The 22,102-nt window shown below is 74.9% G+C and carries 21 protein-coding genes and 1 pseudogene; 10 read left to right on the forward strand and 12 right to left on the reverse strand.

All coding sequences use genetic code 11. The features are described 5' to 3' along the window. The first annotated feature begins 30 nt into the window (after window positions 1–30). Window positions 31–987 carry a nucleoside hydrolase gene (locus EF918_RS07520; protein WP_125642720.1) on the forward strand — a complete coding sequence of 319 codons (957 nt, stop codon included), beginning with the start codon at window positions 31–33 and terminating at the stop codon, window positions 985–987. On the opposite strand, the gene EF918_RS07525 is transcribed toward EF918_RS07520, so the two are convergent. Further along, the gene (locus tag EF918_RS07525) at window positions 984–1,901 is read right to left on the reverse strand and encodes an AAA family ATPase (RefSeq protein ID WP_260609946.1); all 918 of its coding nucleotides are present in this window, start codon (window positions 1,899–1,901) and stop codon (window positions 984–986) included. The genes EF918_RS07520 and EF918_RS07525 overlap by 4 nt on opposite strands. 3 nt (window positions 1,902–1,904) lie before the next feature. Next, a complete protein-coding gene (locus EF918_RS07530; RefSeq protein WP_125642725.1) occupies window positions 1,905–3,113 on the reverse strand; it encodes an RNA ligase in 1,209 nt (402 codons plus the stop codon). A 196-nt stretch (window positions 3,114–3,309) separates the two neighbouring features. Here EF918_RS07530 and EF918_RS07535 point away from each other — a divergent pair, with 196 nt between their 5' ends. The 7 genes from EF918_RS07535 to EF918_RS07565 all read left to right on the forward strand — a co-directional run bounded on the left by EF918_RS07535 (window position 3,310) and on the right by EF918_RS07565 (window position 12,188). Next, entirely contained in the window at window positions 3,310–4,329 is a 1,020-nt protein-coding gene (locus EF918_RS07535) for a DUF1996 domain-containing protein (protein ID WP_125642728.1), read from the forward strand. Window positions 4,330–4,419: 90 nt separating this feature from the next. Then, entirely contained in the window at window positions 4,420–4,998 is a 579-nt protein-coding gene (locus tag EF918_RS07540) for a sigma-70 family RNA polymerase sigma factor (RefSeq protein ID WP_125642731.1), read from the forward strand. Beyond that, window positions 4,995–5,723 (forward strand): anti-sigma factor, encoded by a 729-nt coding sequence (locus EF918_RS07545; protein ID WP_125642734.1) that lies wholly within the window; start codon window positions 4,995–4,997, stop codon window positions 5,721–5,723. The genes EF918_RS07540 and EF918_RS07545 overlap by 4 nt, the downstream gene beginning before the upstream one ends. Before the next feature lie 138 nt (window positions 5,724–5,861). Next, window positions 5,862–6,665 (forward strand): 3-hydroxybutyrate dehydrogenase, encoded by an 804-nt coding sequence (locus EF918_RS07550; protein WP_125642737.1) that lies wholly within the window; start codon window positions 5,862–5,864, stop codon window positions 6,663–6,665. A gap of 141 nt (window positions 6,666–6,806) precedes the next feature. Then, window positions 6,807–7,169: a hypothetical protein gene (locus EF918_RS07555; RefSeq protein WP_125642740.1), complete on the forward strand. Its 363-nt coding sequence runs from the start codon at window positions 6,807–6,809 to the stop codon at window positions 7,167–7,169. 206 nt (window positions 7,170–7,375) lie between these two features. Then, entirely contained in the window at window positions 7,376–11,164 is a 3,789-nt protein-coding gene (locus tag EF918_RS07560; protein ID WP_260609948.1) for a helix-turn-helix domain-containing protein, read from the forward strand. A gap of 151 nt (window positions 11,165–11,315) precedes the next feature. Next, window positions 11,316–12,188, forward strand: a complete 873-nt coding sequence (locus tag EF918_RS07565; protein WP_125642747.1) for an NlpC/P60 family protein — start codon at window positions 11,316–11,318, stop codon at window positions 12,186–12,188. A gap of 49 nt (window positions 12,189–12,237) precedes the next feature. On the opposite strand, the gene EF918_RS07570 is transcribed toward EF918_RS07565, so the two are convergent. The 3 genes from EF918_RS07570 to EF918_RS07580 all read right to left on the reverse strand — a co-directional run bounded on the left by EF918_RS07570 (window position 12,238) and on the right by EF918_RS07580 (window position 14,335). Further along, window positions 12,238–12,567, reverse strand: coding sequence for a putative quinol monooxygenase (locus tag EF918_RS07570; RefSeq protein ID WP_125642750.1), 330 nt, complete (start codon window positions 12,565–12,567; stop codon window positions 12,238–12,240). Between the two features lie 77 nt (window positions 12,568–12,644). Next, on the reverse strand, window positions 12,645–13,385 hold the full coding sequence (locus tag EF918_RS07575) for an IclR family transcriptional regulator (protein WP_125642753.1): 741 nt from the start codon (window positions 13,383–13,385) through the stop codon (window positions 12,645–12,647). Next, the gene (locus EF918_RS07580; RefSeq protein WP_125642756.1) at window positions 13,382–14,335 is read right to left on the reverse strand and encodes an EamA family transporter; all 954 of its coding nucleotides are present in this window, start codon (window positions 14,333–14,335) and stop codon (window positions 13,382–13,384) included. The genes EF918_RS07575 and EF918_RS07580 overlap by 4 nt, the downstream gene beginning before the upstream one ends. Here EF918_RS07580 and EF918_RS07585 point away from each other — a divergent pair. Beyond that, window positions 14,334–14,909, forward strand: a complete 576-nt coding sequence (locus tag EF918_RS07585; RefSeq protein WP_125642759.1) for a MarR family winged helix-turn-helix transcriptional regulator — start codon at window positions 14,334–14,336, stop codon at window positions 14,907–14,909. The genes EF918_RS07580 and EF918_RS07585 overlap by 2 nt on opposite strands. A gap of 11 nt (window positions 14,910–14,920) precedes the next feature. Here EF918_RS07585 and EF918_RS07590 read toward each other — a convergent pair whose 3' ends face one another. From EF918_RS07590 to EF918_RS07605, 5 genes are read right to left on the reverse strand one after another with little or no spacing between them, the layout of a single operon-like run. Continuing rightward, entirely contained in the window at window positions 14,921–15,619 is a 699-nt protein-coding gene (locus EF918_RS07590) for a 1,4-alpha-glucan branching protein (protein ID WP_125642763.1), read from the reverse strand. A 50-nt stretch (window positions 15,620–15,669) separates the two neighbouring features. Further along, entirely contained in the window at window positions 15,670–16,152 is a 483-nt protein-coding gene (locus EF918_RS37665) for a CD225/dispanin family protein (RefSeq protein ID WP_221889691.1), read from the reverse strand. Window positions 16,153–16,181: 29 nt separating this feature from the next. Next, window positions 16,182–16,616: a hypothetical protein gene (locus EF918_RS07600; RefSeq protein WP_125642766.1), complete on the reverse strand. Its 435-nt coding sequence runs from the start codon at window positions 16,614–16,616 to the stop codon at window positions 16,182–16,184. Next, on the reverse strand, window positions 16,613–17,353 hold the full coding sequence (locus tag EF918_RS36800) for a WD40 repeat domain-containing protein (RefSeq protein WP_185921636.1): 741 nt from the start codon (window positions 17,351–17,353) through the stop codon (window positions 16,613–16,615). The genes EF918_RS07600 and EF918_RS36800 overlap by 4 nt, the downstream gene beginning before the upstream one ends. Then, complete coding sequence (locus tag EF918_RS07605) at window positions 17,284–18,909, reverse strand: CHAT domain-containing protein (RefSeq protein WP_185921637.1); 1,626 nt, start codon at window positions 18,907–18,909, stop codon at window positions 17,284–17,286. The genes EF918_RS36800 and EF918_RS07605 overlap by 70 nt, the downstream gene beginning before the upstream one ends. A 157-nt stretch (window positions 18,910–19,066) precedes the next feature. On the opposite strand from EF918_RS07605, the gene EF918_RS07610 reads away from it, so the two are divergent. Then, the gene (locus EF918_RS07610; protein WP_125642772.1) at window positions 19,067–20,512 is read left to right on the forward strand and encodes a glyceraldehyde-3-phosphate dehydrogenase; all 1,446 of its coding nucleotides are present in this window, start codon (window positions 19,067–19,069) and stop codon (window positions 20,510–20,512) included. Here EF918_RS07610 and EF918_RS07615 read toward each other — a convergent pair. Together EF918_RS07615 and EF918_RS36805 are read right to left on the reverse strand one after the other, a co-directional pair. Further along, complete coding sequence (locus EF918_RS07615) at window positions 20,491–21,408, reverse strand: MFS transporter (RefSeq protein WP_125642775.1); 918 nt, start codon at window positions 21,406–21,408, stop codon at window positions 20,491–20,493. The genes EF918_RS07610 and EF918_RS07615 overlap by 22 nt on opposite strands. 69 nt (window positions 21,409–21,477) lie before the next feature. After that, a pseudogene (locus EF918_RS36805) lies at window positions 21,478–22,102 on the reverse strand (serine/threonine protein kinase); the annotation flags it as partial.

Below are 22,102 nucleotides of genomic sequence, written 5' to 3' on the forward strand. Positions count from 1 at the left end.
GACCCTGCCCCGTGCCGAGGAGCGACGACCGTGCCCGTGCCGATCATCATCGACTGCGATCCCGGGCACGACGACGCCCTCGCGATCCTGCTGGCGGCGGGCGACCCCGCGGTCGACCTGCTGGCCGTGACCACCGTGGCGGGCAACCAGACGGTGGAGAAGACCACCCTCAACGCCCGCCGGGTCCTGACCGTCGCCGGCGTGTCCGGCGTACCGGTCGCGGCGGGCTGCGCGAAACCGCTGGTGCAGGAGCTGCGGGTGGCCGCCGACGTGCACGGCGCGTCCGGCCTGGACGGGCCGCGGTTCCCCGAACCCACCGTCGAGGCCGTACCGGAGCACGCGGTGGAGCTGTTGCACCGGATCCTCACCGAGCACCCCGAGCCGGTGACGCTGGTGCCGACCGCGCCGCTGACCAACATCGCCCTGCTGCTCACCCGGTACCCCGAGGTCATGGGGCGGATCAAGGAGATCGTCCTGATGGGCGGCTCCACCGAGCGCGGCAACCGCACCCCCGCCGCGGAGTTCAACGTCCAGTGCGACCCGGAGGCCGCGGACGTCGTCCTGCGCAGCGGGGTGCCGGTCACCATGTGCGGGCTGAACGTCACCCACCAGGCCCTGGCCACCCCCGAGGTGCTGGCCCGCTTCGAGGGCCTGGGCACCGAGCTGGGCGGCATCTGCGCCGAGCTGCTCGGCTTCTTCGGCGAGACCTACCGCCGGCTGTGGGGCTTCCCCCACCCGCCGCTGCACGACCCCGTCGCGGTCGCCCGGGTCATCGACCCGTCCCTGGTGCGCTGCGTCGAGGCCAACGTCGTCGTCGAACTGCGCGGCGAGTACACCCGGGGCGCCACCGTGGTCGACCCCCACGGGTACGTGGGCCGCCCGGTGAACGCCCGGGTCGCGGTCGAGCTCGACGTCGACCGCTTCTGGGACCGCCTGCTCACCGCCGTCGACCGGCTCGGCCGCGGGCCCGGAAGCTGCCCGCCTTAGAAGTTGCCGTAGTTGACCTGCCAGGTCGGCAGGCCCATGCGGCGCCAGACCGCGACCACCCGGTCGCGGTCGTCCAGGGAGACACGGACCGCGAAGCGGTGGCGGACGTGCGCGTCGAACAGTTCCGCCTTGACCACGTCGTCGCGCCGCCCGTCGCCGCGGGCCCGCATCCACAGCTCGTCGTAGGGCACCTCGTGGCGCCGCAGCCAGGCCTCGGTGCGCTCGCGGTGCTCCTCGCCCCGGCCGGACAGCAGCACGACGACATCGCCGTCGGCCCGCCGGAACGAGTCCAGCGCCTGCCGCACCGAGAGGTTGAGCAGGTCCTCCTCGCAGCGGCTGAAGTCGTACGGTCCGCGGTCGCCGCGCAGCGCGAGGGTGCCGTCGATGTCGCACATCACGGCCGACGGCAGCGCCGGGTCGGCGACGTACGGCAGCACCTCGGGCTCGTCGTCGAACCACTCGGCGGTCAGCCGCCAGCCGCCCTTGCGGGCCTTGGCGTGCTTCTCGGCCAGGATCCGGATGATCTCCTCGCCGACGGACCGGGGCCGCTCGGCGTCGCGGCGTACGCACTCCTCGACGGAGACGTCGGTGAAGTCGTGCACCACGAACGCGGCACGGCCCGCGACGGCAGCCTTCAGCCGCTTCGGGATGTGCGGCGTCAGGTGCGTGTTGTCGACCACCACGTCGAACCCGCCCTCGACGGCGGCCCGTACGGCGGCGTCCTGGATCTCCAGGGCGGTCTGCTCGTGGGCGTAGGAGCGCTCCGAGCGCTCGGCGGCCGGCAGGTCGAGCATCGCCCGCAGGTCGTCGAGGTTGACGCGGCGCATCCGGCCGCCGGACTCCTCCTGGAGCCGGCGGGCGGCGGTCGTCTTCCCCGAGGCGGGCAGCCCCGTCATGACATGGACCACGGGCACGGGTCAGTTCTCCTCGTCGGTGGCGAAGGGGTCGGACGTCTCCGGTCGCGCGGACCGGTACGTGACGAACTCGGTGGAGCGCCCGTCCAGGCGCAGGAACAGGGTGGCGCGCACCTCCCGGTCGGGCAGCGCCCGCACGGCGCGCGCGAACGCGGCCCGGTCCGCGCCCAGGTGGGCCAGCGAGGCGTACGCCGCGTCGACGTCCCGCTCCCGCTGCGCGCACGCGGTCTCGATCCGGTCGACGACCGTGCGCACCCACGTGTCGAACTCGTCGGGCACCAGCTCCAGCAGCGCGTCCAGCGGCTTGCCGCCGGAGGCCTCGACCTCCTCGACGGAGCAGCCGAGGGCCTGGGCCACCTGGCGGGCGGGCCGGCCGGCGAACCGCTGGATGCCGTGGCTGCGCCAGATGTCCCGCTCGGTGACGCCGGTGAGCACCTTGTGCAGCCGGACGTACTCGGCGATCTTGGCCTTGGCGCGGACGCCGGAGGCGAAGCGCAGCACGAAGCCTTCGGCGTTCATGCCGGTGGCCGCCTCCCCGCCGGGCAGGGTGTCGGACGTGGTCAGCGCGAGCAGTTCGGCCAGCGGCATGGCGGGCCAGACCCGGACGACGGAGCCGATCGGCTGCCAGGCGGGCGCGGCCTCGGCCAGCGGCACCTCGGTGCCGTCCGGGCCGAACGCGGCGAGCAGCACCAGGTCGCGGCGGTCGCCGTAGTCGACGACGATGCGGTTCTGCGGGTAGACGATCTCGGCGAGGTAGGTCACCCCGGGCACCAGCGCGGAGGTGTCCTTTCCGTCGAGCCGGCGCTGCGCCCAGGTGGCCTGGGTGCTGGTGAAGGAGCCCTTGGAGGCGACCCGCCACCGTCCCGCGTAGTGGAAGACCACGCCGAGGCTGCCGTCGACCTTGTCGTACACCTCGAACGGCTCGTCGGGCAGCGTGGGCGCGTACGGCCGGCCGCTCTCGTGCTCGCCGACGTTGAAGAACTTCGGCAGCGGCAGCGCGACGACCGCACCGGTGACGTCGTCGGCGACGAGGCCGCGGCAGCGCAGGGTGACCTGGTTCCAGACGCCCTCGTACTGGGCGGTCCGGGTGTAGGTGTACAGGGACAGCGGCAGTTCGGGGTGCGTCCTGCGCATGACGTGGCCCGCTGCGAGCGCGGCCGCCAGGTCCTCGGACGGCAGCAGCTCGTCAAGGGTCAGCGACACCTGGCTCATGGTTCTTCCTCCCGGTTTGCGATGCTCGATTCTCCGGTGCGGGAGGCAGCCACCGGTACCGAATTAACGGCTGATTGTATGCGGACCGGCCGGGAGCCGTGCGGGTGGTGCCGCCGGCGGCGCCGTGGACGGCCGCGCAGGTGGTCGGCCTGAGACGGAGTTGACGGGGACGGCCGGGGCGACCACCGTGACCGGCATGGGGAGAGAACGCCGACCGCTCGTGGTGGTCCTGTGTCTGATCGTCCTGGGCGGGGTCCTGACGGGAGCGGTACTGACCGCGTCGCACGACGACGCCGCGCCGGGCACCGGGTCGCACGCCACCGAGTCGCACGCCGGTGCGGACGCGCCGGTGCGCGAGTACGCCGATCCGCGCGCCGGCGCGCCCGCACCGCCGGCGCCCGTGCCGGGGCCGGACGCCTCCACGGGGACGGTCACCCTCGACTGCGGCCGCAACGAGGAGCAGCACTACAACCAGGACAACCTCGTGGTCTCCCCCGGCCTTTCGGGCGGGGCGCACCACACCCATGCGTACGTGGGCAATCTGTCCACCGACGCCCGGTCCACCGACGAGAGCCTGGCCGCCGCCCCCACCAGCTGCCGCGGCGGGGACCGTTCCACCTACTACTGGCCGGTGCTGCGCCGTACGGACCGGCCGGCGACCCGCCCGTACGAGCAGGCGGCCGGGCACGGCAACGCGGGCGAGGTCCTCACGCCCGCGACCGTGGCACTGGAGTTCCGCGGCAGTCCGGTCGGCAAGGTGGTGCCCATGCCGCGGTTCCTGCGGGCCATCACCGGTGACGCGGTGGCGTACACGGCCCGCGACGACTCCCAGGTGCGGGCGCGGTGGGGGTGTTCGGGCAGCCCGGACCGGTCCACCACCTCCTATCCCCGGTGCCGGGAGGGTGAGCGGGTCACCCGCACGCTCGTCTTCCCGAGCTGCTGGAACGGCCTGGAGACGGCGAACCCGGACCGCACCCACCTGGTCTTCGCCACGGCCAACGGGGTGTGCCCGCGGGGCACGTTCGCGGTGCCGGAGCTGCGCCTGTCGCTGGCCTACGACGTACCGCGGGGCGTACCGCTGGCGCTGGACTCCTTCCCGGAGCAGCGGCACAGCCCGCGGACCGACCACGCCATGTTCGTGAACGTGATGACGGACCAGCAGATGTCGGCGCTGGTCGCCTGCCTCAACGAGGGCAGGCAGTGCCGTGCGGTGTGACGGGCGTCACATGAACCGCGGCCCGCGTGGCGGCGTGTACGGGGCGACGCAAGGCGCCGCGTGCGTCACGACGGACGTGAAGAGGGTGAGATGGCCGGACCACTGTGGCCCCGCGGTCGGCGGGGCTCGACCGACGAAGCACTGATCAGGTCGGTGTACGAGGAGCACGGCGCCGCCCTGCTCGGGTACGCGACCCGGCTGACCGGCGACCGGGCCGTCGCGGAGGACGTCGTGCAGGAGACGCTGATCCGCGCCTGGCGGCACTCGGAGGTCCTGGTCAACGGCAAGGGCTCGGTGCGGGGCTGGCTGCTGACCGTGGCGCGCAACATCGTCACCGACCGGTACCGGGCCAAGGCGGCCCGGCCGCAGGAGGTCTCGGGCACGCCGGTGACGGTCCCGGTGGAGGGCGACCATGCCGACTCCGTCGTCGACGCGATGACCGTGCTCGGCGCCCTGGACCGGCTCTCGCCCGAGCACCGCAGCGTGCTGACGGAGCTCTACTACCGCGAGCGCAGCGTCGCGGAGACCGCGGACAGCCTCGGGATCCCCGAGGGCACGGTGAAGTCGCGCTCGCACTACGCGTTGAAGGCGTTGCGCGAGGCGTTCAAGGAAGACGGCAACCGGCAGCGCAGGAACCAGCCCGCCGGACTCAGGGAGGTGGTGGCATGAACCGGCAGCAGCACGAGGAAGAGCTCCTGGGACCGTACGTCCTCGGCGTGCTCGACCCGGACGAGGTCCGGCGCGTGGAGGCCCATGTGGGCGAATGCGTGCACTGCCAGCGGGAGGTGGACGCGTTGCGGGAGATGGAGAACGCACTGGGCGAGGTCCCGGAAGAGGCCTTCTGGGAAGGTCCACCACCGGGCGGGGACCTGCTCCTGCAGCGCACGCTGCGCCAGGTGCGTACGGAACAGGCCACCGTGCGGCGCCGCCGCTGGGCCGTCGCCGGCCTGGCGGCGGCGGCCTCGTTGGCAGCCGTGTTCTGGGCCGGGACCCAGGCGGCCGACGGCCCGGGGCGGGCCGAGGCGCTGCCTCCCGCGCCGTCCACCGCCCCCGCCACGCCCGCGCCGTCTCCCCCGCCGCCGGGCACCCGGGTGGCCTCGGCGACCGACCAGGCGACAGGGGTCCGGATGACCGTGCAGATGACGCCCGCGACGAAGTGGGTCCGGGTGCATGCGGCGGTGACCGGGGTGCCGGCGGGCGAGCGGTGCCGGATCGTGGTGGTCGGCCGGGACGGCAGCCGGACCACGGCCGGCGGCTGGGTGGTCGGCGCCCAGGACAACGGCGAGGCGAAGGGCGCCTCGCTGGACGGGTCCGCCGCGGTGGACCCGGCGAACGTCAAGGCGATCGTGGTCGAGAACGAGGCCGGGAGGACGTTCGTCTCCGTCCCGGTGTGACCCGGACGGCCACGCACCCGGTGGACGGGTGCGTGGCCGCCACCGGCGGGCGGGTGTTCGTGGCCCACATCCCGGCCGGCCAGGATGTGGGGCCTGCGCCCATGGAGGGCTCCCCGCGGCCGACCTAGGGTTCCGTGCATGACGAACGGATCCCAGCAGGAGCCCGGCCGACCGGTCGGGACGGAGGACCGCCGGGCCGCGCCGCTGCGCGGCCGGACCGCGCTGGTCACCGGCGGGGGCAGCGGCATCGGCCGGGCCTGCGCCACCGCGCTGGCCGCGGCCGGCGCCCACGTGCACGTCGTGGACCTCGACGGCCCGGCGGCCCGGGCGGTCGCCGAAGCGGTCGGTGGCACCGCCCACGAGGCCGATCTGGCCGACCCCGCCGCCGTCGAGGCGCTGCCCGCCGAGGTGGACGTCCTCGTCAACAACGCCGGGCTCCAGCACGTCGCCCCCCTCACCGAGTTCCCGCCGGAACGGTTCGTCCGGATCCAGCAGGTCATGGTCACCGCGCCGTTCCTGCTGATACGCCGCACCCTGCCGCACATGCGGGCCCGCGGCTGGGGCCGGGTGGTCAACGTCTCCAGCGTGCACGGGCTGCGCGCCAGCGCGTACAAGTCGGCCTACGTGGCCGCGAAGCACGGGCTGGAGGGGCTGAGCAAGGTCGCCGCCCTGGAGTCCGCCCCGTACGGCGTGACCAGCAACTGCGTGAGCCCGGGCTACGTCCGCACCCCGCTGGTGGAGGGTCAGGTCCAGGCCCAGGCCGCCGCCCACGGGCTGGACCCCGACGAGGTGCTGCACCAGGTGCTGCTCGCCCGCTCCCCCCTCAAGCGCCTGATCGAGCCCGAGGAGGTGGCCGCGGCGGTGCTGTGGCTGTGCGGACCGGACTCCGGGCACGTCACCGGGGTCTCGCTGCCGCTGGACGGCGGCTGGACGGCGGGTTGACCGTCGTCCCGCCGCCGGGCCTGGTCGGCGGGGGTTTCCCGGACCGCGGCCGGACGGGCAACAGGAAACCCGTGGACCCCCGGCGCCGGCCCCGGCGACGCTGAGCCCGTCAGCACCGGGCACGACCCGCAAGGGGGAATCATGCGCAGGATCTTCCGCGGCGCCGCCGCGTTCGCCACGGCCACGGCCGCCCTGGTGGCGCTCGGCGGACCGGCCGACGCCAAGCCCGCCGACGAGTGGGCGGGATGCCCGTACGGGGCGGTCTGCATCTACCCGCAGAACGAGGACCCGGCGGTCCGGCCGAGCCACATCTTCTACAGCTACGGGGCCCACAACCTCAGCAACCAGTACGGCTGGCACTGGGTCCTGAACAACCAGTACGGCGGTGCCAGCGCGCAACTGTGCACCGGCTACAACGGGGCGGGCTGCGGCGGCAGGATCGCCGAGGGCTCCGGCGTCTACGCCGACCTGACGCCGATCAACTCCGTCAAGCTCAACCCGTAGTCCCGGTCCCCACGAGGTCCCCACGAGGTCCTCACCGGTCGACTTCCGGAGCCCGCATGGGGCGGCTCCGGAAGTTCCGGGCGGTAGCCTGGGTCCCTGCTCTTCTCGCAGCCTCGGCGCGCATTGCCATGGGGGATGCCTTGGGGGATCCGGACCGCGGACGGACGACCGACCATCAGCACACAGCATCCGGCACCGACATGCCGGTGTCCTTCCCCGCACAGCTGAGACGCCTGCGCACCGAACGCGGCCTGTCGCTCGCCGACCTGGCCCGCCGTACGCACTACAGCAAGGGCTATCTCAGCAAGATCGAGACCGGCGCCAAGCGGGTGACGATCGACGTGGCCCGCCGCTGCGACCAGGTGCTCCAGGCGGAGGGCGAACTACTGGCCCTGCTGTCGGAGGCGGCGGTGACGCGCGACCCCACGGCCGGCCCGGCCCCCGGCACCCCCGGTTCCGGCCAGTCCGCCGGTACCTGCCCCTACCGTGGGCTGCCCGCGTTCACCCCGCAGGACACGCGCTGGTTCTTCGGCCGCGAGCGGGCCACGGCCCTGCTGGTCGAGCGGGTCTTCGAGCGGATCGGGCAGGGGCCGCTGCTGCTCGTGGCGCCCTCGGGGGCGGGCAAGTCCTCGCTGCTCAACGCCGGTCTGGTGCCCGCCCTGCGGCGCCCCGGCGCATTTCCCATGCCCGGCGCCGACCGGTGGCCGGTGGTGCGGTTCACCCCGACCGCCCGGCCCCTGGAGGAGCTGCTCGACCGCACCGCGAAGGTGCTGGGCAGCGACCACGGGCTGGACCCGGGGCAGTTACGGGACCGGCCGGCCGCCCTGCTCGAAGCGGTGCACCGCCTGGCGGGGGACGCACCGGTGGCGGACGGGCCGGGCACGCAGGACGGGCCGGGAACCGCGGAGGGGCCCGGGGACGGCGGGCGGCGCCCGCCGTTGCGGCCGGTGCTCGTCGTGGACCAGTTCGAGGAACTGTTCACCCTCTGCTCCGACGAGGCCGAACGACGCGCCTTCGTCCACGTCCTGTGCGCCCTCGCCCGCCCGGGCCCCGCCACCGCGGACGGTCCCGACGCCGCCGTCGTGGTGCTCGGCGTACGGGCCGACTTCTCCGGGAGCTGTCTGGACCTGCCCGATCTGGCCGAGGTCTTCGCCGACGGGTTGTTCGTGCCGCCGCCGATGGCGGAGGAGGAACTGCGCGAGGCGATCACCCGCCCCGCCGAACTCTCCGGGCTCACCCTCGAACCCGGGCTGGTCCCCCTGCTGCTGCGCGACGCGGACTCGCCCGGCGCGCTGCCGCTGATCTCCCACGCGCTGATGGCCACCTGGCAGCAGCGCGAGGGCTCCACGCTGACCGTGGCCGGGTACGAGCGCAGCGGCGGCATCCAGGGCGCCGTCGCCCGCACCGCCGAGACCGTCTTCGCCCGGCTCTACCCGGCCGAACAGCGCACCATCCGGCGGCTGCTGGTCCGGCTGGTGCACGTCGTGGACGGGGCGGGGGCCACGCGCCGCCGTCGGGACCGGGCCGAGCTGCTGGCGCAGACCGGGGACCCCGAGCGGGCGGCGGCGGCGCTCGACACCTTCGTCCAGGCCCGGCTGATCACCCTGGACCGGGACACCGTCGCGATCACCCATGAGGCCCTGCTGCGCAGTTGGCCGCGGCTGCGCGACTGGATCCGGGCGGACCGGGCCGGACTGCTGATCCACCAGCAGCTCGCCCATGCCGCCGACGAGTGGGAGCGCGAGGGCCGGGACGCCGACGCGCTCTACCGCGGCCCCCGGCTGGAGGCCGCCCGCAGCTGGGCCGACGAGCTGGACGGCCGCGGCCGGCTCGCCCCGCGGGAGGCCGCGTTCCTGCGCGCCAGCCAGGAGGCCGAGGACGCCCGGGCCCGGCAGGAGCGGCGCCAGGTCCGGCGCCGGCAGCGGTCGGTGGCCGCGCTGGTCGTGCTCCTGGTGCTCGCGCTGGCCGCGTCCGGGGTGGCGTACCAGCAGCGGGCGGGCGCGCTGCGGCAGGAGCGCGCGGCCCGTTCCCAGGCGCTCGCGGCGCAGTCGCTGGCCCTGGCCTCCGGTCAGCCGGAGGCGTCGATGCGGCTGGCCGCGCAGGCGTACCGGACCCGGGCGACCACCGAGGCGCGCGGGGCCCTGCTGAGCACCCAGGCGCAGCCGTTCCTGGGCCGGCTCGGCGGGCACGGCGGTCCGGTCAACGCGGTGGCGTTCGCCCCGGACGGGCGGACGCTGGCCACCGGTTCCTCCGACGGCACGGTGACGCTGCGATCGGTCGCGGGCCGGCGCACGACCGCGACGTTCACCGTGCCCGGCCGGGTGCGCGCGGTCGCCTTCGGCGCGGACGGCCGCACCCTCGCCGCGACCTCCACGGACGGGCCGGTCCGGCTGTGGGACGCGGCCGGGCGCGGCGCGCCCGTCGTCCTGCCCGCGAGCACGGCCGGGGCCCGGGCGCTGGCCTTCGCCCCGGACGGGCGGACGCTCGCCACGGCGGCCGCGGACGGGACGGTCCAGCTCTGGACCGCGCCGGCGCCCTCCGCTGCGCCCCGGGCCGTGGCCACGCTGCCCGGGCACACCGGACGGGTCAACGCCCTGGCGTTCGCTCCGGACGGCCGCACCCTGGTCTCGGCGGGCGCCGACCGGACCGTACGGCTGTGGGACACCGGACGGGCGGAGGGGACCGCCGTGCTGACGGGCCACACCGACGAGGTGCTCGGCGCGGCCTTCGCCCCGGACGGCCGGACGGTGGCCACCGGCGGCGTGGACCGGACGGTGCGGCTGTGGGACGTGGCCGAGGGCCGCCCCGCCGCGACCCTGACCGGGCACAGCGACGACGTCAACGCCGTCGCGTACACCCCCGACGGCACCACCGTGGTCAGCGCCGGCGGCGACGGCACGACCCGGCTGTGGGACGTGCGCTCCGGCCGGCAGACGGCCTCGCTGGCCGGGCACACCGACTATGTGCTCGGGGTGGCCGTGGATCCGGGCGGGACGGTGCTCGCCACCGCCTCCTTCGACCGTTCGGTGGTGCTGTGGGACCTGCGCGGGCCCGTACTGACCTCGCGGCCGTTCACCGAGGTGTGGCAGGCGGCGTACGCTCCGGACGGCACGCTGCTGGCCACGGCCTGCGGCGATCACACGGTGCTGGTGTGGGACGTGGTGCGGCGGGCGGTGGTGCGGAGGCTGACGGGGCATCGGGAGGCGGTGTTCTCGGTGGCGTTCGCCCCGGACGGGCGGACGCTGGCCTCGGCCGGCTCCGACGGCACGGTACGGCTGTGGGACCTCACCGGCACCGGGGACCCCGTGGTCCTCAGCGGGCACAACGGCGCGGTGTTCTCGGTGGCGTTCGCCCCCGACGGGCGGACCCTGGCCTCCGCAGGCGCAGACGGGACGGTACGGCTGTGGGACCCGGCCGGGTCCCGGCCGTTGGCCGTGCTCACCGGGCACAGCGACTTCGCCAACGCCGTGGTGTTCAGCCGGGACGGGCGCACCCTCGCCAGCGCGGGGGACGATCTGACGGTCCGGCTGTGGGACGTGGCCGGGCGGCGCCCGACGGCCACGCTCACCGGCCATACGGGCGCGGTGCGGGGCCTGGCCTTCGCCCCGGACGGACGGACCCTGGCCAGCAGCGGCAACGACGGGACGGTCCGGCTGTGGGACGTCCCGGCGGGCCGGCCCGTGGCGGAGCTGTCCGGCCATGCGGGCTCGGCGCGCGGCATCGCCTTCTCCCCCGACGGCCGGACCCTGGCCAGCAGCGGCAACGACCGTACGGTCCGGCTGTGGGACGTGGCCGGGCGGCGGGTCCGGGCCGTGCTGGCCGGTCATACGAACGCGGTCTGGGGCATCGCGTTCGCCCCGGACGGCCGGACGGTGGCGAGCAGCAGCAACGACGGCACCGTACGGCTGTGGGACCTGGACGTCGGCGCGCGGCTGGGCCAGATCTGCCGGCTGGACCCGGCTGCCGATCCGTCATGTCCGCACGTCCTGGCCTGACCTGGGGGTTTCCCGGGGTTTCCCGTTGCCCACCGCAGTGGGGTGCCGTCCGGGCCTCGACGGGCGGGGGCGCGGCGGCCCAGGCTGCTCGGCGGGGACGTGACGCGTCCGCGCGCCGTTCCTCCCATGCATCCGAAACGGGGGTTCTCGTATGACTCTTGGCTCTTTCCGACGGGTCGGCACGGCCGTGGCCGCACTGCTGGCCCTGCTGCTGTGGACCGCGGTGTCCGCCGCGGCGGCCACGGCCGGGCGGCCGGCCGTGGCCGCCGCCGAGGGGTGTGCTCCGCTGGCCCCGGGCGCCTCCGCGGCGGCCGAGCGGGCGATCGCCGCCGCCTGTGCGCAGGTGGCGGCGGGCACCTGGTACACGTGGGGCGGCGGGCACGGGGCGGAGCCCGGCCCCACCTACGGGCAGGTGGACCCGACCGACCCGGCCAGTGAGCACGACCCCGAACGGCGCGGCTTCGACTGCTCGGGGCTGGTCCGGTACGCGTACGCGCAGGCGGCCGGCTCGGACATCCTCGACGGGGTGGCGAGCCAGCAGTACTACACCCACCGCGCCGCCGAACGGTTCAGCGCGGCGCAGGGCCTGGCCCCGCTGCTGCCCGGTGACCTGCTGGCCTGGGGCACCTCGCAGGACCTCCACCACATCGCCCTCTACCTGGGCGGCGGCAAGATGGTGGAGGCCCGGCAGTCCGGCACCAAGCTGATGGTCAGCGACGTACGGACGGCCGGCTACTTCGGCGCGGTCCGGGTGAACACCGGGCCGGTGACCGGGCACGTCTTCCAGACCTGGGGCAGCGGGGTGTGGACCAAGAAGCAGCCGGCGCTGCGGGCGGAGCGGGTGTACGCCTTCCCGGGGCCGACGACCGTCCGCGTGGCGTGCCAGAAGCACGCCGAGGAGGTCACCTCGGACGGCTACACCAACGACGCCTGGTCGTACCTGCCCGACTACCAGGCCTGGGTGACGAACATCTACATCCAGGGGCCGGCCTGGCTGGACGGCGTGGACACCTGCCGCTTCTGACCCGGCGGCCCGTTCCGGCCTGGCGGCCCCTTCCCGACCCGGCGGTCCGTCAGGGCCGCGGCGACAGCTCGGCCATGGCGCTCCAGCCGTCCTGGCCGGGCATGTCCACGTGGATGATCTCGGGGCGGGCGGCGATCGCCCCGGCCATGGTCTCCATGCCGGCCTCGAAGTGGTCGGAGGCCACGTGGGCGGCGCCCGCCTCGGCGTCGGCGAAACCTTCCAGCAGGGTGTAGCGGTGGGGGTCGTCGACGCTGCGGGACCAGTCGTAGAAGAGGTTGCCGGGCTCGGCCCGGGTGGCGCGGGTGAAGTCGTCGACGAGGGTGAGCCACTCGTCGCTGTACTCGGGACGGACGTCGAACCTGACGGCGATGAAGATCATGCGTCCCAGCATGCCGGGGCCGGGGCCCGGCGGCCCCCGGCTCCGGAGGGATTCCGGCAGGGCCGGAAAATCCGGGCTCAGCCGAGGGCGACGGCCGCCGCTGCGGCCACCGCCGTGCGGACCGCCGCGGCCCGGCGGTGGAAGTCGCGGGTCGGCAGGGACACCGACAGGGCGTGGACCACCCCGTCCTGGCGCGGCCCCGGCAGGGCGACGGCCAGGCAGGTGTACGCCGGGTCCGCCTCGCCGACCGAGACGGCGAAGCCCTGGTGGCGGATCCGGACCAGCTCGGCCTCCATCCGTTCGGCATCGGTGATGGTGGCCTCGGTGAACCGGGCCATGCCGTGGTCGGCGAGGTAGCGGCGGCGCAGCGGGCGCGGCAGCTCGGCGAGCAGCGCCTTGCCGTGCGCGGTGGCGTGGGCGCGGGTCTCGTGGCCCGGGGTGAAGGGGTGGCTGTCGTCCGTCACCGGGGCGGTCGTGTCCACCACGGTGATCAGGCCCGCCCGGTACGCCGTCCAGTACGCCTCGGCGCCGGTCTCCCGCCGCAGCCGGGGCAGCAGCTCGCCGAGGCCGGGCGCGGGGTGCAGGTGCCGCCGGAAGGCGCGGTGCAGCCCGGGGATCCGGGGGCCGGGCACATAGCCGCGCGCGGTGCGCACCACGTGGCCGCGGGCGGTGAGGGGGCCGAGGAGGTGGTAGACGGTCGACAGCGAGCACCCCAGCTGCCGGGCCAGGGCCTTGGCGGTGACCGGGCCGGACGCCTCGGCCACGGCGTCCACGATGTCCAGCGCACGGTCGACGGACTGCGGACCGGTGAGCGTCATTCGGGCTTCCCAGCGTGGATCGGCGACGAACGCCCGAGCCTACGCCACCCCGCGGGCCGGTCCGCCCCGGCCGGGCCCCCGTCCCGGCTCCGGCCGCGGGCCCCGCTGCGGGCGGGTCGTCCGGCGAGGACGCCGAGCAGGACCATGCCCAGGCCCACGAGCTGCCGGCCCGTCAGGGTGTCCCCGGCCAGCAGCACACCGAGCAGCACCCCGGTGACCGGGTTGAGCAGGCCGATCAGGCCCACGGTCGAGGCGGGCAGCCGGGCGAGGCCGGCGAACCAGGCGGTGAAGGCGAGGGCCGTGGCGACCACGGTGACGTAGCCGAAGGCGAGGGCGGAATCGGTGTCCAACCGGGGCGGCGCCCCTTCGCCGAGCACGGCCGCCGGCAGGAGCACCAGGCCCCCGGCGATGAGCTGCCAGGAGGTCGAGGCCAGGACGTCGACCTCGCCGCTCCAGCGCTTGGCCAGGACGTAGCCGACGGACGCCGACAGCAGCGCGGCGACCGAGGCGAGCACCCCGACGGGGTCCACGGCGCCGACCCCGGTGAGCAGGAGCAGCCCGACCCCGGCGATCCCGACCGCCGCCCCGGCCAGCGGACGGGCGCCGGGCCGCTCGCCGGCCAGCGCCCAGGCGAACAGCATCAGGGACAGCGGGGAGGTGGCCATGACGGACGAGGCGATGCTCGTGGGCAGGAGCTGGGCGGCGACGTAGACGAGGACGAAGAAGGCGCCCATGTTCAGCACGCCGAGGACCAGGGACTTCCACCACCAGGGCCCGTGCGGGAGGCGCCTGCGGACGGCCAGGAGCAGCAGGCCGGCGGGCAGGGCCCGCAGCACTGCGCCGTACAGCGGGGCGTCGGCCGGGAGATGGGCGTGGGTGACGTAGTAGGTGGTCCCCCACGCGATCGGCGCCACGGCCGTCAGCAGCATCCGGCGTAGAATACCTTCCATGGAAGACAATGTACCTTCCCGGGAAGGCATCGACACGCCCGGGACCCCGGCGCCCGACCATGTGGCCCGGATCCAGGCGGAATGGGCGCGCGAGCGCCCGGACCTCGACGTCTCCCCGCAGGGCGTCCTGGGCCGGCTGCACCGGCTGGCGGCGCTGCTGACCGAGGAGCTGTGCGTGGTCTACCGCCGCTACGGTCTCGGCGAGGGCGAGTTCGACGTCCTCGCCGCGCTCCGCCGGGCCGGGGCGCCCTACGAGCGGGCCCCCGGCGAGCTGGCCGCCTTCACCATGGTGACCACGGGGGCGATGACCAAGCGGGTGGACCGCCTCGAACGGGACGGCCTGGTCACCCGGCGCCGGGCGGCGGGCGACGGCCGCGGCCGGGTGGTGGCCCTGACCCCGGCCGGGCGGGAGCTGATCGACACCGCGTTCGCCGAGCACATGCGCAACGAACGCCGCCTGCTCGACGCCCTCGACCCGGCCGAGGCCGCCGCCCTCCAGGCCCTGCTCACCACGTGGCTCGCCCGCCTGGAGGCCCCCCGGGCGGCTGCGACGGCACCACGGGGGACGGGCTGACGACCGACGCGTCAGCGGGCCCCGGCGCGCAGGACGGCGACCGGCCCACGGACACGGGCCGCACCCTCGGCCGGTGCCCAGGGCGCGGTGACACGGGCCAGGGCGCCGGCCGGAGCGGGCGCGTCCGGCGCGGCCGGGCGCAGCAGGCGCGAGACACCGAGGGTCAGCGGCCCGGTGGGGGCGTCGCCCAGGACGAGCTCCGTGCCGTCCGCCCGGTCGCTCACGACGAAGTCCCCCACGGTCCCGGGGACGTCGGACGCGGCCGCGGTCGTGGCTGCGGTGGGGTCGACGGACACGTGGACGGTGGGGTCGGGGGTGTCGGACTCGCTCTGGGCCTGCGGTTCGGCGCGGCCCTGGAGCAGGGCGAGCAGCTGGGCCACCAGGACCGGGTCGTGCGTGCCGTCGTAGATCCACCGGGTGCCGAGCACACCGTGCTCGCTGGTGCCGACGAGCGCCTGCTCCGCGCCCTCCAGCGGCGCGCCCCGGTAGGTCAGGGGCACCAGGTACGCCGCGGGAGCGTCGCCGGAGGCGTCCGCGACCACCATGAACTCGATGCCCACCTCGCCCCGGGGGTCGTCGAGCCGGAACCCGCCCGCCCGGACCGGCTCCGGGGCCCGCCCCGTGGGGACGTACCAGGGCCGTGAGGGCAGCCAGCCGGCGAGGAGTTCGAGCTTGGTGGGGGACATGGTGGTGCGGTGGATGTGTGCCATGCCTGCTGAACTCGCGCCGGGCGCCCGGGGGTTCCCGGGCCGCGCCGCGGTCAGAGCATCGGGAGCTCCTCCGTGCGGGTGCCGGGGTCCGAGCCGCCGAGCAGGAAGGCGACCAGGACCCACAGGACCACGGCGACCACGAGGCTCACCAGGGCCCACAGCCGGGCCTTCGCCGCGCGGGCGGCGGCGCCCTCGGCGTCGCCCAGCTCCTGGCGCGTGCCGGCCTGGGCGGCGTACACGACGGCCGCGAGGCCGGTGGGCAGGAAGAGGAAGGAGGCGACGATCGCGGGCACCAGGTACGACCTGAAGGGCCGCGCCGGCGCCCGGTCCGTCGGCGCGGTGTCGGCGGGGGCCGGCCCGGCGGCGTCCGCGGGTGTCCAGCGGCCGGACTTCTGCCACGGAGTCGTCTCGTCGCCCCAGTCGTCCTCGTGCGTGCTCCGGGGGTCGGCCGGGTCGGTCCGCCCCAGCGGGTCCCTCGGTTCCATCGGGTCGGGCGGGTTCCCGGGCGGGGCGGGGTCGGGTCGGTCTGCCATGGGTTCGGTCGCCTTCCGTGAGCACCGGGTCAGGCGGGGGTCCACAGGGCCAGGTTCGCGTCCCAGGTCCAGCGGTCACCGCCGGCGTTGATGTCGACGACCTGCGCGTACGCCTTGTCCGGCAGGTCGCCGGTGAACTGGAACCGGGCTCCGGTGGTGCCCGCCTCGATCACCACTCCGACGGGAGCCGGCGCGTCCTTCGCCGGCCGGTCCAGGAGCCGGCGGACGAAGGCCTTCAGCCCCTCGTGCGCGTCCTCGGCCAGCCGCTCGAAGAGGGTCTTCAGGAAGGGCTCCAGCACCACGCTGGTCACCAGCACGAGGACGACGTCCTCGACTCCCCTGCGGACGGGCCGCAGCAGGCAGGTCGCCTCGAACCCCGCCCGGCGCAGCATGTCCTCGCCGTCGACGGCCGGTTCGGTGGGGAGGGTCGCGGGCCAGAAGATCTCGATCTCGGGTCTGCTCATGCCGCACCCTTCCGGGCGGCCACCCGGCCGGGCAGCGCCCACCGCTCGACGACACCGTCGTGGGTGCCGGTCACCAGCCCCCGGTCACGTCCGAGGAAGGCCACCCCGGCCGGGGACTGCCCCGCCGCCGTCGCCGGGTCGGAGAGCCGGTGGGCCTCGTGCTCCCAGAGGGTGATCACACCCTCCTCGTCCGCGACGGCGACCGTCGAGGCGTCGGCGGAGAGGGCCAGGTGGTCGGGCAACGGCCCGTACGGGGTGCGCCGCAGCATCTCCTCGTCCCACGACCACACGCGTACGCGCCCGTCCAGGCAGCCGGTGACGAGCACGTCCTGGGCGACGGCCAGGTCGGACACGGGCGCACGGTGGGGCCAGGTCCCGACGAGCCGGCCGTGCACGTCGAGCTTGCGCAGGACGCCGTCGAGGCAGGCGATCACCAGGTGCCGGTCGCCGGGGGCGAAGGCCAGCGGGCCGAGTCCGCCGGGCCCGGTGAGCGCGGCGGAGCCGCCGGAGCGTGGCGTTCCCGGCGGGGGGCACGGGGGGACGGTCAGGTCGCGCGCCAGGTGTCCGTCCGCGTCGTAGACGTGGACGTGGTCGCCGGCGGGGACGGCCAGCCAGTGTCCGTCGCTGCTGAAGGCCAGGGAGGTGCCGAGGTCGGTGCCGACGCCGATCACATGGGCGGGCACCTCGGTCCGCAGGTCCCAGACCACGACGTCCCCGCCCTCGTGGCGGCTGGCCACGTGCCGGGACCAGGGGCTCCAGGCCAGCCACACGGGCCGGTCGCCCTCGGCGAGCCGGCACCGGGCCCGCAGCCGGCCGGTGTCCGCGTCGAGCACCCGGACGGAGTCGTCCCCGCACGCCACGGCCACCAGGTCCCGGGGCCCCACCGCCAGATGCGCGCAGGCACCGACCTCGTCCAGCACCCGAACCCGCCGCAGCCCTTCCCCCGGCCCACCGGCCGACCGGCCGTCCGCGAAGCCGTCCGCCCCGGCGGGCGGGCCTCGGGCGGGGTCCGGTGGGCCGGTGGCGGCTCGTCGGAGGTGGTGGTCGTGGTGGCCGTGGTGGCCGTGGTGGCCGTGTCGCGCGGCTGGAGCCGGGCCTGGTCCCGGCGGGGACGTTCCTCCTCCTTCTCCAGACCGATCGGGGGCTCGTGGGGTTCCTGTCGGCTCTCCGGCACGGAGAAGATACGGGTCTCGTCGGAGGCCAGGAACAGCACCGGTGTCGCCCATTCCAGGCTGCCCAGGCGGATCTTCATGTCCTCGCGCGCCAGGGTGACGGCCCGGTCGACCGGGAGCCCCTCGGCGATCCGCTCGTAGAACGAGGAGGCGAAGGTGAAGGCCGCGCCGTCGGTGATCTCGTGCTGCATGGCCACCACCGCCGGCACCCCGACCCGCGCCAGGGCGGCAGCCGTACTGCTGAAGACGTCGTCGGCGCCGCAGACCGCCGAGTCGCAGGCGTTCAGGACGATCAGCCGCAGCGGCGCCCCGTCCTCCAGCACGCTCCCGATGTCCTCCGCGTAGACGGGCCGGGCCGTGCCGTCGTCCGCGGTGAGCTCGATGTACCCGGCGCCCCGTTCCGCGTCGAACCCGCCGTGGCAGACGCAGTGCAGCACGTGCCAGCTCCCGAACCGCAGTTCGTCGGCGAGGTCGTGCCAGCGGTCGCTGCGCAGCCACTGGACGTCGACGTTCTCGGAGCTCTTGGTGCGCAGGATGCCCGAGATGCTGTCGCGTTCGCGTTCCACGTCCAGCGCCGGGAGGTCGGTGGGGCGGGCGGTGATGCCGAGCACCCGCAGCGGGAGGGTCAGGCTCAGGGGCGGCGCGGGGTTCATCAGCCGCAGCCGCCGGACGATCGGCACCTTGAGCGCCAGGTAGTCCTGCCGGGACGGGTCGACGAGGTACTCCCAGGGGATGCGTTCGACGTTCGGGCCGCTGGTGCGCACCAGGACCCGTAGCGGCCGCTTCTCGCTCCTGGCCCGGCTCCTGCACCGGTCGAACTGGATGAAGATGTCCGGATTGAGGACCGCGCCGGCCAGCCGTTCGCCGAAGTCCCGTACCGGCCGCTCCGACACCGAGGCCCGCCGGGTGACGAGCGCGCTGAAGGACTTGGTGAGCGCCGTCTCGATCTGGGCGAGGGCGATGCGCAGCTCGTCCTCGGAGAAGGGGGCCGGGACGCGGGCCTCCGCCTCGCCGCACTCGGACGCACACGTGACGACCCACGTGCTCCCCGCTTCGAAGACCTCCAGCCGGAACGGCAAACCGTCCATCTCCACCTCCGGCACCTCTACAGAACAGTCCACACCCGACATTCCGTGAAGTCCACCGGACACAGCCGCGCACCCGTCGGTCACCCGCCGTGACACCCGTCCGACTTTAGGTGACTTGCGTCACCCCTTTGATCGATCAAATCATCGTGGGGTTAGCATATGAGCGCCGCCTAGCTCGAAAGATACGCCTGTGACTGTCAACGACGACTCGTTCACCAACTGGAAGAACCGCGAGGAGATCGCGGAGTCGATGATCCCGATCATCGGGAAGCTGCAGCGCGAGCGGGACGTCACCGTCCTCCTCCACAGCCGCTCCTTGGTGAACAAATCGGTGGTCAGCATCCTCAAGACGCACCGGTTCGCCCGGCAGATCGCGGGTGAGGAGCTGTCGGTCACCGACACCATGCCGTTCCTGCAGGCCCTCACCACGCTGGACCTGGGCCCCTCGCAGATCGACCTCGGCATGCTGGCCACCACCTACCAGGCCGACGACCGCGGTCTGACGGTGGAGGAGTTCACCGCCCAGGCCGTCGCCGGTGCCACCGGTGCGAACAAGATCGAGCGCTCCGCGCCGCGCGACGTCGTCCTCTACGGCTTCGGCCGCATCGGCCGCCTCGTCGCCCGCCTGCTCATCGAGAAGGCCGGGTCGGGCAACGGCCTGCGCCTGCGCGCCATCGTCGTGCGCGGCGGCGGCGACGCCGACCTCGTCAAGCGCGCCTCGCTGCTGCGCCGCGACTCGATCCACGGCCAGTTCAACGGCACGATCACGGTCGACGAGGCCAACAGCACCATCGTCGCCAACGGCAACGCGATCAAGGTGATCTACGCCGGCGACCCGTCCGAGGTCGACTACACGGCGTACGGCATCAAGGACGCCATCCTCATCGACAACACCGGCAAGTGGCGCGACCGCGAGGGCCTGTCCAAGCACCTGCGCCCCGGTATCGACAAGGTCGTCCTGACCGCCCCGGGCAAGGGCGACGTCCCGAACATCGTCCACGGCGTCAACCACGACACCATCAAGCCGGACGAGCAGATCCTGTCCTGCGCCTCCTGCACCACCAACGCGATCGTCCCGCCGCTGAAGGCCATGGACGACGAGTACGGCGTGCTGCGCGGCCACGTGGAGACCGTCCACTCGTTCACCAACGACCAGAACCTGCTGGACAACTACCACAAGGCCGACCGCCGCGGCCGTTCCGCGCCGCTGAACATGGTGATCACCGAGACCGGTGCCGCCTCGGCCGTCGCCAAGGCCCTGCCTGAGCTCAAGGCGCCGATCACCGGCAGCTCGATCCGCGTGCCCGTCCCGGACGTCTCGATCGCCATCCTGAGCCTGCGCCTGGGCCGCGAGACCACCCGCGAGGAGGTCCTCGAGTACCTCCGTGAGGTCTCGCTGAACTCCCCGCTGAAGCGCCAGATCGACTTCACCACCGCCCCCGACGCCGTCTCCATGGACTTCGTCGGCTCGCGTCACGCCTCGATCGTCGACGCCGGCGCCACGAAGGTCGACGGCGACAACGCGATCCTCTACCTCTGGTACGACAACGAGTTCGGCTACTCCTGCCAGGTCATCCGGGTCGTCCAGCACGTCTCGGGCGTCGAGTACCCGACCTACCCGGCTCCGGCGGTCTGACGGACCTCCGCGCTCCCGCCCTCGCCCCGGCGCCGGTGCGGCTTCCTTCCACGGAGCCGCACCGGCGCCGGGGCCGTTGTGGCGGCGGTCCAGGCACCGCAGAGGGCCGGGACCGCGGCGAGGACGAAGCAGACCGGCAGCGTGAGCGGGCCGACGAGCAGGCCGGTGGCCGCCGTGGCGGCCGTCGAGCCGGCGTTGTACGCGGTGTTGACCCAGGCCCCGGCCTTCGTCCGGGTGCCGGGACCGGCGCTCTCGTCGGCGAGCAGGTACGCGGTGGTGAGCGCGGGCGCGACGAACACCCCGGCGACGGCCGCCCACGCCACGAGCAGGGCCGGGTGCGGGGCGCACAGGCCCGTGGCGGCCAGGGTGAGCCCCAGGGCCGCGCCGAGCAGGGACAGCCGGGTGCGCGCCGGGGCACGCCAGGCGACGGCCCCGTAGCCGAGGCCGCCGAGCGCGCTGCCGGCGGAGACCGCGGCCAGCACCCACGGCACCACCGCGGGGGCGTTCCTGGCGTCGGCGGCGGCGAGGACGAGCAGGTCCAGGGCGCCGAGCACCACGCCCACCCCGGCCGCGGCGGCGACCGTCCGGCGGACCCCGTGCCGGTCCGGTACGTCCGCGGGCGCGAGGGTGGCCCGCGCCCCGTCCGGCCCGGCTCCGGCCGGCTCCGCCGCTGCGGGCGCGGGCGCGGACCCGGCGCGCGGGGCGTGCCAGGCACGGGCCGCCGGGGACGACACCAGGGCGAGGGTCCCGGTCAGGACCAGGACGGCGCTCACGACGAGCCCGGTCGCGGGTGCGGCGACCCCGACCAGCAGGCCCACCAGCAACGGGCCCGTCACGAACAGCAGTTCCTCGGCCACCGCGTCCAGGCGGCGCGGACGGCGCGGACTCCTACGCACGGAGGAGGAACATGCGGCCGAACTCAGCAGACGCGGCCGGAGCGTGCGGACGGCCGGGGCGCGGTGGGCTCAGCAGCGCGTCGACTTGCCGCTCTGCCTGGTCAGGTTGTCGTCGGACATCCAGCCGGCCGTCTTCGTGCCGGGGACGCGGACGTAACTCCACTTGTGGCCGTACGCGTTGACGACGTAGCAGTCCAGTTGGAGCTTGCTGCCGCTCTTGGCCACGGCCACGTCCGGGCAGTTCTGGTAGGGCCCGGCCACGATGTGGAAGGTGCCCGCCATGTACGCGTAGGTGCCCGCGTCGCGCTCCTTGTGGCCCCAGCCCCCGCAACCGGTCGACGTCGGGCTGGGGGTGGCCGACGGGGACCGGCCGGCGCCGGTGCTCGCGCCCGGCGTGGGCGAGGCCTTGGGCGGGCGCTTCGACGCACTTCCGGACGGCTTGCCCGGGGCGTTCGCGGCGGGGTCCTGCGGGGCCTCGGGCGGCGCCGCCTGTGCCGTGCCGCCCTTGCGGGATCCGCCGCCGTGGTCGGACGTCACGGCGTAGGCGATGCCGCCGCCGACGACGGCGACGGCGGTCGCGGCGGCGAGGACGACCCGGCCCCGGCGGTTCGGCCGGCCCCCGGCCGGCCGCGGCGGCGCCGCGGTGACCGGGCCGCCCGGGACGGGGTGGGCGGCGTACGGCGGCGGGCCGTAC

This window comes from Streptomyces sp. WAC06614, from assembly GCF_003949795.1.
Classification (GTDB): domain Bacteria; phylum Actinomycetota; class Actinomycetes; order Streptomycetales; family Streptomycetaceae; genus Streptomyces.

What these genes read in the sequence shown, in the direction of transcription:
- EF918_RS07530 (WP_125642725.1), bottom strand. Translation starts at nt 3,113, where the DNA reads ATGAGCCAGGTGTCGCTGACCCTTGACGAGCTGCTGCCGTCCGAGGAC.
- EF918_RS07535 (WP_125642728.1), top strand. Translation starts at nt 3,310, where the DNA reads ATGGGGAGAGAACGCCGACCGCTCGTGGTGGTCCTGTGTCTGATCGTC.
- EF918_RS07540 (WP_125642731.1), top strand. Translation starts at nt 4,420, where the DNA reads ATGGCCGGACCACTGTGGCCCCGCGGTCGGCGGGGCTCGACCGACGAA.
- EF918_RS07545 (WP_125642734.1), top strand. Translation starts at nt 4,995, where the DNA reads ATGAACCGGCAGCAGCACGAGGAAGAGCTCCTGGGACCGTACGTCCTC.
- EF918_RS07550 (WP_125642737.1), top strand. Translation starts at nt 5,862, where the DNA reads ATGACGAACGGATCCCAGCAGGAGCCCGGCCGACCGGTCGGGACGGAG.
- EF918_RS07555 (WP_125642740.1), top strand. Translation starts at nt 6,807, where the DNA reads ATGCGCAGGATCTTCCGCGGCGCCGCCGCGTTCGCCACGGCCACGGCC.
- EF918_RS07565 (WP_125642747.1), top strand. Translation starts at nt 11,316, where the DNA reads ATGACTCTTGGCTCTTTCCGACGGGTCGGCACGGCCGTGGCCGCACTG.
- EF918_RS07570 (WP_125642750.1), bottom strand. Translation starts at nt 12,567, where the DNA reads ATGATCTTCATCGCCGTCAGGTTCGACGTCCGTCCCGAGTACAGCGAC.
- EF918_RS07575 (WP_125642753.1), bottom strand. Translation starts at nt 13,385, where the DNA reads ATGACGCTCACCGGTCCGCAGTCCGTCGACCGTGCGCTGGACATCGTG.
- EF918_RS07585 (WP_125642759.1), top strand. Translation starts at nt 14,334, where the DNA reads ATGGAAGACAATGTACCTTCCCGGGAAGGCATCGACACGCCCGGGACC.
- EF918_RS07580 (WP_125642756.1), bottom strand. Translation starts at nt 14,335, where the DNA reads ATGGAAGGTATTCTACGCCGGATGCTGCTGACGGCCGTGGCGCCGATC.
- EF918_RS07590 (WP_125642763.1), bottom strand. Translation starts at nt 15,619, where the DNA reads ATGGCACACATCCACCGCACCACCATGTCCCCCACCAAGCTCGAACTC.
- EF918_RS37665 (WP_221889691.1), bottom strand. Translation starts at nt 16,152, where the DNA reads ATGGCAGACCGACCCGACCCCGCCCCGCCCGGGAACCCGCCCGACCCG.
- EF918_RS07600 (WP_125642766.1), bottom strand. Translation starts at nt 16,616, where the DNA reads ATGAGCAGACCCGAGATCGAGATCTTCTGGCCCGCGACCCTCCCCACC.